Source organism: Fischerella sp., assembly GCF_013388695.1.
GTDB lineage: Bacteria > Cyanobacteriota > Cyanobacteriia > Cyanobacteriales > Nostocaceae > PCC9605.
In genome coordinates this window covers 20,561-28,362 of sequence record NZ_JACAEU010000211.1, presented here as the reverse complement: position 1 = coordinate 28,362, position 7,802 = coordinate 20,561, and the positions used below count along the sequence as shown (strand labels likewise).

The following is a 7,802-nucleotide window of genomic DNA, read 5'->3' as shown; positions in this document are numbered from 1 at the left end:
ATGAATTATGTGTGCATACATTTTTGTAGTTCGATGCCAAATCATTGTAGAGACGTAGCAATGCTACGTCTCTACATACCCGTGAATTGTAAATTCATATCTTGATTCAGCAACGCCCTGTTAGCCGGGAAAGTATGTATGACAACGAGGAATTATAGTTGGCTTTTCTTATAGATACAAATATACTGCTTCGTAGCACTTTTCACCAACTATTGTGAAACTACTGGCTAAGTGAACAACCACAAAGGATTGCAAAGATATTTGACTCATTTGTAAGTATTACTAACACTTTTTCTAGAATTAAAGTACAGAGAATACTGTAGAAATTTAGTAACTCTGAACTCAGCAAATAAGACGCTAACTGCTGCCAGATTTTGCAACTACGAAATATACAGAGTTAACTGCATAAAAAAACTGAAAATATTGCATGTTGAACTCATTTTCAGCAATTCATGCATATTCTCTACATTCAGAGGAGGCATAAACGATGACCACCATCGTTCAACGTCGAAAAGAATTTGATTTTTCCAAGCTATGGGATCGATTTTGCGCGTGGATTACCAGCACTAACAATCGTATTTACATCGGCTGGTTTGGCGTGCTGATGATTCCGACTTTGCTAGCTGCCACTATTTGTTTCATCTTGGCTTTCATTGCTGCTCCCGGCGTAGACATGGAAGGTATTCGAGAGCCAATCAAGGGTTCTTTGATGGATGGTAACAATTTGATTACAGCTGCTGTTGTACCAACTTCTGCTGCGGTTGGCTTACATTTTTATCCAATTTGGGAAGCCGCTTCTATAGATGAGTGGCTTTATAACGGCGGCCCCTATCAATTAATTGTGCTGCACTTTCTAATCGGAATTTGGTGTTATCTTGGGCGACTTTGGGAACTTAGCTATCGCCTTGGTATGCGTCCTTGGATTGCCGCCGCCTTTTCCGCACCCGCTGCCGCAGCAACAGCCGTTTTGCTAGTTTACCCGATTGGTCAAGGTAGCTTTTCTGACGGCTTACCTTTAGGAATTGCGGGAACTTTCCACTTTATGATGGCTGTGCAAGCAAATCACAATATCCTCATGCATCCCTTCCATATGTTGGGGGTTGCCGGAGTCTTTGGTGGCGCGTTCTTGAGTGCCTTGCATGGCTCATTGGTTGCTTCAACGCTCATCCGCAACACCAGCGAAAACGAGTCTATAAACGTTGGGTATCAGCTTGGTCAAAAGCAACCGACTTACAGCTACTTGGCAGGACACTATGGCTTCTTAGGTCGCCTGTTGATTCCACCTTTTGCTAGTCGAAATCACCGCGCTTTTCATTTTCTAACAGCAGCTTTGCCAACAATAGGTATTTGGTTTGCTGCACTGGGTGTTTGTTCAGTCGCATTTAACCTGAATGGATTTAACTTCAATCACTCAGTCTTAGATAGTCGAGGTGCACCGATTCCCACAGATGCCGATTTACTCAATCGAGCTAATATTGGGTTACAAGCAATGCACGCTCCTAATACCCATAATTTCCCACCGATTCTTTCTAGTGGTATACCATTTCCGGTGAGTTGAAAAATTGAAAATTTCCTCGTAAATAAAAAGTTTTGTCATTAAAACCCGCCCTTTGATTGAATGTTGCAGGGGCGGTTTTTTAAACTGTCGCCAGCTTAAAAATGAAAAGAAGGACAAGGAGGACAAGGAGGGAGGGGTGATGGGGAGAGTCCAGTTTTATATTCTCCCCACCTCCTCACCTCCGCTTCTCCCACTTTCCCATTCTCCCTGGTCTGACCGCACCAAGAATTTATGAATACTGAATCTATGCTCTAGCCTCTCATCTCTAATCTCTATTTTTATATCTTTAAAAAAATTTATTTAAATTCAAGATAATTATTATTGAAATAAGTTATTAAAATTTTTATGAAAATGTTGATTAAACAACAACATTTTAGCAAGGAATAAAGTAATGTAAGCTTAAAAAGCCGCTGTAGTAAATGTGGCATTTAAGCGGTTTTATAAGATCATTACTTACGCAACTGCCACAATCATTAAGTTTGAATTAATTCATTTAATGATTATTTTGAAGCACTTAAATACTGAATGCAAACTCAAAAAAATGGCGTAAGTGATGAATTAGTCAATAAAACTAATTTTTCGTAAAATCATGACTTTAACAAATTAGCCTAGCTAAAGATTCTCATTAAAAACTGAATTTCGGAAAATACATGTCTGTGCGTTTTCAAGATTTCATGCGAAAAATTAGGGTGATTGGTAGCTTTTTGAATTTATATTATTTAGGTAATGTGATGATGTAAATATATATTGCTAATTAGTTGTTACATATGTAACTAATAAACTTGACATTTATTTTTATTTAATGTCAATCGTTTATATTACTAAGCTAAATGATGTAATGGAGCGATGAGTAATAGCTCGTTACAATAAGATTATATGTTGATCGTTCACTCAAGCTTCTCCCCAAGGAGTAAACTCAGTTAGCATTAAGCAGACCTTTCTGCTGAGACTACAAATGAACAGACACACTTTCACAAAGTCTGTACATAAGTGAAAAAACCTTGAGTTTTCTGTTAACTATGAACAGTAAAGATCATCTGTGTTTAGTTGTACTTAGTACAAAAAGGCAGAAAGCAAGAGGTGAGACAGCTCGCTCCAAAAGGGGTTTCCACGGCGACGGCGCTTAAAGTTCCGACACTATGCGGAACACGCGCCTCCCCATGTAGACGCCTACAGGGCAGCTTCAAGGTAGAGTAGGGCAGAAGGGGATATGGTCGATTTATTTATGCCACCGTATTAATTCTTGAATTTGATTTACTGCCATGACTAAACCCAGTACAGATTATCTGTTGACAAATGACAAGGAAAGACTTTCCAGGTTTAAAATTCAGAGGTATCAATGACTTTTACTACTTTTAGCAAACAAACAAATCAATATAAATTACTTCAACCAAGGCCGCAGTGGCAGGGAGAGAGCCTTATGGATGCTGGGATCGACAGTGAAGATGCGAATATGCTAGATACCTCAGCAGAAACGAACATTCTCAATAACTCAAATCGCGGTCGAGTTGCTATTTTTATTGATGGCTCAAATCTATTTTATACCGCTTTACAACTCGGAATTGAAATTGACTATGCTAAACTACTTTGTTGTTTAACTCGGGGTTCTAGATTATTACGTGCTTTTTTCTACACAGGAGTCGATCGCAATAATGATAAGCAGCAGGGTTTTCTGTTGTGGATGCGTCGAAATGGCTATCGTGTGGTTACAAAAGATTTAGTTCAGCTTCCAGATGGCTCCAAAAAAGCCAATCTTGATGTAGAAATTGCTGTAGATATGATCAATTTAGCTCCCTACTACGATACTGCGGTCTTAGTGAGTGGCGATGGAGATTTAGCCTATGCTGTAAATGCGATCGCTTACAAAGGAGCACGGGTAGAAGTCGTCAGCGTCCGCTCAATGACTAGTGACAGCTTGATTGATGTTGCCGACTGCTTCATTGACCTCGATACGATTAAACAATACATTCAAAAAGACTCTAATTCTGCCTATAACTGTCGCTCGCTATCCAACACCAGCGTGTAATTGACAATCTTCAATCTTCAATCCATCTTCATCTACACTAGTATCATGCCAGACTCACAGCTACTTTCTAGAGTAAAATGGCAACTACTGTAAGTGACTCTGTGCATTTTACTCACCTCTAACTGAGATGGATATTTTAATTGTTGAGGATGAACCGGAGATTGCTCAGTTAATTCAACATACTCTCGAAAAAGAAGGGTTTATCTGTCGCATTAGCCGCGATGGCATCTCTGCCTTGCGGATGTTTCAGGAGCAACCACCAGATTTAATTATCCTAGACTTGATGATTCCTGGCTTGGATGGGTTAGAGGTCTGTGCCAGAATTCGTCAAAAACCAGGTGCAAAAGATCCATATATATTAATGCTCACTGCCAAGGGTGAAGAAATTGATCGTGTCATTGGCTTATCTACTGGTGCTGATGATTATATGGTTAAGCCTTTTAGCCCCAGAGAGTTAGTTGCCAGGGTGCGCGCCCTTTTGCGGCGCAGCCTTCGCGGGGGAGGGCAAAATCAAATTTATCGTACGCAACATTTTACAGTAGACGTAGAGCAGCGTACCATCAGTCGCCAGATAGATTCTCAGCCATCAGAAATTCTAGAGTTAACAACCCTAGAATTTAACTTGCTAAGCACTTTCATCAGCAGTCCTGGTCGAGTTTGGAACCGTACCCAACTGATTGACAAACTCTGGGGCGATAACTTTTTTGGTGATGAGCGGGTTGTAGATACTCATGTAGCGCGGTTGCGAAAAAAAATAGAACCAGATCCTGCTAATCCCACGTTTGTTAAAACTGTTGTAGGCGTAGGTTATAAATTTGAAGACCCGCCCCTAGTTTGAGCATGTTCAAGATTGGTTGGCGTTGGACAAAGTCCTTGCCTTTGGGAACTCGTCTATTTTTTTCCCACCTCGTAGTCATAATTGTGGCGGTGGTTAGTCTCGTCATCATTAGCAAACTTTCTTCTCCCCGCCTTTTTGTCCTGCACTTACAGCAATTAGAAAAACGGGGGTACAGATTATTTAATATCCGTACAGAATTAGTTGCCGGATTTGAAATCGCTTGGAGACGAAGTACTTTATGGTCAGTCGTAGTCAGTGCTACGGCAGCAGGAGGATTGAGTTACTTAGTCTCTAAGCGGATTATGCAAGGCTTAACTAAGATGGAACAAATTACTCAAGAGTTTGCTAGTGGTCGGTTGAATGCACGAGTACCTGTATCGGATATTCCAGAACTGAACAGACTGGGAGCAAGCTTTAACCGTATGGCAGCCAGTTTAGAAGGAGTAGAAGCGCGGCGGCGGGAATTAATTGGAGACATGACCCATGAATTGCGGACACCCTTAACGGTAGTGCGCGGTTATTTGGAAGAACTGGCTGACGGGAGAATAGAACCCTCTAGTGAAATTTATCTGCGGTTAGTCAAGGAAACGAAGCGGTTAGAACGATTAGTCAACGATCTGCAAGAACTTTCTAAAGCAGAAGCTGGTTATTTGCCGATTAACATTCAGCCTGTAAATCTACATCCCTTACTAGAGTCATTAGTGGAAAGATTCGCCGACCAATTGCTTGAAGATGGGCCAGTGCTGCGACTGGAGTGTCCGCCACAGCTACCCCCTGTGTTAGCAGATATTGACCGTACAGAACAGGTGTTAGTGAATCTAGTTGGTAATGCAGTGCGTTACACTCATCAAGGCGCAATTACCATCCATGCTTGGACTGATGCCTCAAAACTTTGGATTGCAGTAATTGATACGGGTATGGGAATTGCCGCAGCAGATTTGCCCCATATATTTGAGCGCTTTTGGCGAGCTGATAAATCCCGCGATCGCCATTCCGGTGGTACTGGTATCGGTTTAACCATCTCTCGCCGTTTAGTGGAACTACAAGGCGGCTACATGGAAGTAGAAAGCGAAGTCGGAAAAGGTAGCACTTTTCGTTTCTGTTTGCCTTTGTTTCGTTACAATGCTCGTTCGGGATAGCGAAAATAACTCTTTCTCTTACCCCTTGATTCACATCTCGCACGCCTATGCAACAACCTGGAGGCATAGCCTCCAAACCCTCGTTACCAGGTTGAACCTGGTAACGAGGACTAAAAGCAGAGGCTCTTTATAGACATGAATTCGGTTGGGGTCAACCATTGGGTTAGGCGATGTCAGACAGGCACAGCCTGCAATTGCTGTTTGAGCCTAGAATCCTCGCCCTTATAGAGTGGGGAGTATGTAAATATTGATACCAAACTCAAAAAAATCAGGGTAATCTCAGATAATCTAAGAACTACCCTGATATTTTACTAGGAGTCGTCAATTATTTTTACTGTTGACTCCTTACTAATTATGCAAACGCCGCAGTCTTCACATCGTTGTTTGCTAACAGTTCTTGCAATTCCTCAGCATCCACGGTTTCTTTCTCAACCAGCATATCCGCCAATTGATCGAGAACGTGACGGTTATCTGTCAAAACTGTTTTAGCACGCGCATAAGCTGCATCCACTAATTTGCGGACTTCTTCGTCAATAGCGGCGGCGGTTTCTTCGGAGAAATCACGTTCTGACATGATATCCCGACCGAGGAACATATTGCCTTGCTGACGACCAAGGGCAACGGGGCCGAGTTTGTCACTCATCCCAAACCGTGTTACCATTTGCCGGGCAACACGTGCTACTTGTTGCAAGTCGTTGGAAGCACCGGTAGTTACTTCTTCTTCACCAAAGATTAATTCTTCAGCAATGCGACCACCTAATGCCACTGCCATCTGATTTTCTAGATAAGAGCGGCTGTACAAACCACTATCCATACGGTCTTCGCTGGGGGTAAACCAAGTTAAACCACCGGCACGACCGCGCGGAATAATGCTAATTTTTTGCACTGGGTCGTAATCTGGCATCAGCGCCCCAACTAAAGCGTGACCGGCTTCGTGATATGCCACGAGTTGCTTGCGCCTTTCGCTCATTACCCGGTCTTTCTTCTCTGGCCCTGCTAAAACGCGATCAATCGCGTCGTTAATTTCATCCATCGAAATTTCGGTCAAGTTCCGGCGTGCTGCCAGAATGGCGGCTTCGTTCAGCAGGTTGGATAGATCCGCACCAGTAAACCCAGGAGTACGACGAGCAATTCTTTCCAAGTCCACATCCTTGCCTAAAGTTTTGCCACGGGCATGAACTTTGAGAATTTCCACCCGTCCAGAGTAGTCGGGACGATCTACAACAACCTGACGGTCGAAGCGGCCAGGACGCAACAAAGCTGCATCCAAAACATCGGGACGGTTGGTAGCGGCAATGATAATGATGCCGGTGTTACCTTCAAAGCCGTCCATTTCTGTGAGTAACTGGTTGAGGGTTTGTTCCCGCTCATCGTTACCACCGCCTAAGCCTGCACCACGCTGACGGCCGACAGCGTCAATTTCATCGATAAAGACGATACAAGGAGCATTAGCTTTGGCTTGCTCGAATAAGTCACGGACGCGGGACGCACCCACACCCACAAACATTTCTACGAACTCAGAACCAGAGATGGAGAAGAAGGGGACACCCGCTTCGCCTGCTACAGCACGAGCTAGCAAGGTTTTACCAGTTCCTGGAGGGCCTACTAACAGTACGCCTTTGGGAATTTTGGCTCCAACGGCAGTAAAGCGATCGGCGTTTTTCAAAAAGTCTACGACTTCGTTTAGTTCTAGCTTGGCTTGATCGATGCCAGCGACATCACCAAAGGTGACTTGGGTTTGTGGTTCCATTTGCACTCTGGCTCTGGATTTGCCAAAGTTCATGGCTTGGCTACCCGGGCCATTTTGGGCACGGCGCAGCAAGAAGAATAAGCCAACCAGAAGCAATACAGGGAAAAATAGGCTGCTAAGTGCCTTAAACCAGAATCCTTCGTCGGTTTGAGGCAAAACTATAATATCTATGCCTTTAGCGTTGAGTGTGTTGATCAGGTCTGGATCGTTAACTAAAGTCACCAATTTCTTGTCGCCACTTGTAGGCGTGACAATAGCTGTAGACCGATCCGCACTAATACTGACCTTATCTACCCTGCCATTTTGAACTTCTTGAATAAATTGACTGTATCGCCATGTCTCTCTGCTTTGGGGTTGCTTGTCAAAAAATGCTGTCCCAAGAGCGATGACAACAATAAAAAGCAGCGCGTACAGCCCCGCATTTCTCCATCGTTTATTATTCACCGAGGTTAATCCTCCTAAATTTGTTGTGCGAGGGCATTTTAAGAATT

5 protein-coding genes are annotated in these 7,802 nt (G+C 43.2%); 4 read left to right on the top strand and 1 reads right to left on the bottom strand.

What is annotated here, in order from left to right; translation table 11 throughout:
* Positions 1–487: 487 nt before the first annotated feature.
* From HXY43_RS26905 to HXY43_RS26890, 4 genes are all read left to right on the top strand, one after another.
* Entirely contained in the window at positions 488–1,558 is a 1,071-nt protein-coding gene (locus HXY43_RS26905) for a Photosystem Q(B) protein 1 (RefSeq protein WP_290890389.1), read from the top strand.
* A 1,339-nt stretch (positions 1,559–2,897) separates the two neighbouring features.
* On the top strand, positions 2,898–3,584 hold the full coding sequence (locus HXY43_RS26900) for an NYN domain-containing protein (protein WP_290890386.1): 687 nt from the start codon (positions 2,898–2,900) through the stop codon (positions 3,582–3,584).
* Positions 3,585–3,711: 127 nt separating this feature from the next.
* Positions 3,712–4,422: a response regulator transcription factor gene (locus tag HXY43_RS26895; RefSeq protein ID WP_290890383.1), complete on the top strand. Its 711-nt coding sequence runs from the start codon at positions 3,712–3,714 to the stop codon at positions 4,420–4,422.
* Between the two features lie 2 nt (positions 4,423–4,424).
* Positions 4,425–5,561 (top strand): HAMP domain-containing sensor histidine kinase, encoded by a 1,137-nt coding sequence (locus tag HXY43_RS26890; protein ID WP_290890379.1) that lies wholly within the window; start codon positions 4,425–4,427, stop codon positions 5,559–5,561.
* Positions 5,562–5,913: 352 nt separating this feature from the next.
* On the opposite strand, the gene ftsH3 is transcribed toward HXY43_RS26890, so the two are convergent.
* Positions 5,914–7,755 carry an ATP-dependent zinc metalloprotease FtsH3 gene (gene ftsH3 / locus HXY43_RS26885; protein ID WP_290890376.1) on the bottom strand — a complete coding sequence of 614 codons (1,842 nt, stop codon included), beginning with the start codon at positions 7,753–7,755 and terminating at the stop codon, positions 5,914–5,916.
* Positions 7,756–7,802: the final 47 nt, after the last annotated feature.

Coding starts and splice junctions, on each gene's coding strand:
- HXY43_RS26905 (WP_290890389.1), top strand. CDS start 488: ATGACCACCATCGTTCAACGTCGAAAAGAATTTGATTTTTCCAAGCTA.
- HXY43_RS26900 (WP_290890386.1), top strand. CDS start 2,898: ATGACTTTTACTACTTTTAGCAAACAAACAAATCAATATAAATTACTT.
- HXY43_RS26895 (WP_290890383.1), top strand. CDS start 3,712: ATGGATATTTTAATTGTTGAGGATGAACCGGAGATTGCTCAGTTAATT.
- HXY43_RS26890 (WP_290890379.1), top strand. CDS start 4,425: ATGTTCAAGATTGGTTGGCGTTGGACAAAGTCCTTGCCTTTGGGAACT.